2 rRNA genes (1 of these 2 cut by a window edge) are annotated in these 2,500 nt (G+C 53.8%); both read left to right on the top strand.

Annotation, left to right across the window (positions count from 1 at the left end):
• Positions 1–2,265, top strand: a 23S ribosomal RNA gene (locus WE862_RS00010); it begins 625 nt to the left of the window's first position.
• A 117-nt stretch (positions 2,266–2,382) separates the two neighbouring features.
• Positions 2,383–2,497: ribosomal RNA gene (rrf, locus tag WE862_RS00005) — 5S ribosomal RNA — on the top strand.
• Positions 2,498–2,500: the final 3 nt, after the last annotated feature.

Raw genomic sequence — 2,500 nt, 5'->3', positions numbered from 1 at the left:
GAGTCTTAACTGGGCGTCTAGTTGCAAGGTGTAGACCCGAAACCGGGTGATCTAGCCATGGGCAGGTTGAAGGTTGAGTAACATCAACTGGAGGACCGAACCCACTAACGTTGCAAAGTTAGGGGATGACCTGTGGCTGGGGGTGAAAGGCCAATCAAACTCGGAGATAGCTGGTTCTCCCCGAAAGCTATTTAGGTAGCGCCTCGGACGAATACTACTGGGGGTAGAGCACTGTTTGGGCTAGGGGGTCATCCCGACTTACCAACCCCATGCAAACTCCGAATACCAGTAAGTACTATCCGGGAGACACACGGCGGGTGCTAACGTCCGTCGTGAAGAGGGAAACAACCCAGACCGCCGGCTAAGGTCCCAAAGTTCTGGTTAAGTGGGAAACGATGTGGGAAGGCTCAGACAGCTAGGATGTTGGCTTAGAAGCAGCCATCATTTAAAGAAAGCGTAATAGCTCACTAGTCGAGTCGGCCTGCGCGGAAGATGTAACGGGGCTCAAACCAGGCACCGAAGCCGCGGATTTGCACTTAGTGCAAGTGGTAGGGGAGCGTTCTGTAAGTCTGCGAAGGTGTATCGAGAGGTATGCTGGAGATATCAGAAGTGCGAATGCTGACGTAAGTAACGATAAAGGGGGTGAAAAGCCTCCTCGCCGGAAGACCAAGGGTTCCTGTCCAACGTTAATCGGGGCAGGGTGAGTCGACCCCTAAGGTGAGGCCGAAAGGCGTAATCGATGGGAAGCAGGTTAATATTCCTGCACGACTTGTAATTGCGATGGGGGGACGGAGAAGGCTAGGTGGGCCAGGCGACGGTTGTCCTGGTGAAAGTGCGTAGGCGGTACCTTTAGGTAAATCCGGAGGTGCAACGCTGAGACACGAGACGAACACACTACGGTGTGGAAGCCATTGATGCCCTGCTTCCAGGAAAAGCCTCTAAGCTTCAGATTACAAGTCATCGTACCCCAAACCGACACAGGTGGTCGGGTAGAGAATACCAAGGCGCTTGAGAGAACTCGGGTGAAGGAACTAGGCAAAATAGTACCGTAACTTCGGGAGAAGGTACGCTCTTGTTGGTGAAGTCCCTTGCGGATGGAGCTGACGGGAGTCGCAGTGACCAGATGGCTGGGACTGTTTATCAAAAACACAGCACTCTGCAAACACGAAAGTGGACGTATAGGGTGTGACACCTGCCCGGTGCCGGAAGGTTAATTGATGGGGTTAGCGCAAGCGAAGCTCTTGATCGAAGCCCCGGTAAACGGCGGCCGTAACTATAACGGTCCTAAGGTAGCGAAATTCCTTGTCGGGTAAGTTCCGACCTGCACGAATGGTGTAACCATGGCCATGCTGTCTCCACCCGAGACTCAGTGAAATCGAATTCGCCGTGAAGATGCGGTGTACCCGCGGCTAGACGGAAAGACCCCGTGAACCTTTACTACAGCTTGGCACTGAACATTGAACCTACATGTGTAGGATAGGTGGGAGGCTTTGAAGGCGTGACGCCAGTTGCGCTGGAGCCGTCCTTGAAATACCACCCTTGTATGTTTGATGTTCTAACGCAGGGCCCTGAATCGGGCTCGCGGACAGTGCCTGGTGGGTAGTTTGACTGGGGCGGTCTCCTCCCAAAGAGTAACGGAGGAGCACGAAGGTTGGCTAATCCTGGTCGGACATCAGGAGGTTAGTGCAATGGCATAAGCCAGCTTAACTGCGAGACGGACAGGTCGAGCAGGTACGAAAGTAGGTCATAGTGATCCGGTGGTTCTGAATGGAAGGGCCATCGCTCAACGGATAAAAGGTACTCCGGGGATAACAGGCTGATACCGCCCAAGAGTTCATATCGACGGCGGTGTTTGGCACCTCGATGTCGGCTCATCACATCCTGGGGCTGAAGTCGGTCCCAAGGGTATGGCTGTTCGCCATTTAAAGTGGTACGCGAGCTGGGTTCAGAACGTCGTGAGACAGTTCGGTCCCTATCTGCCGTGGGCGTTGGATGATTGAAGGGAGTTGCTCCTAGTACGAGAGGACCGGAGTGAACGAACCTCTGGTGTTCGGGTTGTCACGCCAGTGGCACTGCCCGGTAGCTAAGTTCGGAATCGATAACCGCTGAAAGCATCTAAGCGGGAAGCGAGCCCTGAGATGAGTCATCCCTGACCCCTTGAGGGTCCTAAAGGGCCGTTGGAGACCACAACGTTGATAGGCGGGGTGTGTAAGTGCAGCGATGCATTGAGCTAACCCGTACTAATTACCCGTGAGGCTTAACCATACAACACCCAAGAAGTGTTCTGGGCCTTGTAGCGAATGAACGAACTACTCAAATTCAGTGATAGCGAAGCCAACAGGCATTTCGTTATTCACGTCAGCTTTCTAGATTAAGAATTTGCCTGGCGGCAATAGCGCCGTGGAACCACCTGATCCCATGCCGAACTCAGAAGTGAAACGCGGTAGCGCCGATGGTAGTGTGGCATTCGCCATGCGAGAGTAGGACACTGCCAGGCACC

Source organism: Aeromonas jandaei, from assembly GCF_037890695.1.
Taxonomy (GTDB): domain Bacteria; phylum Pseudomonadota; class Gammaproteobacteria; order Enterobacterales; family Aeromonadaceae; genus Aeromonas; species Aeromonas jandaei.
This window is presented reverse-complemented; position numbering and strand designations above follow the sequence as displayed.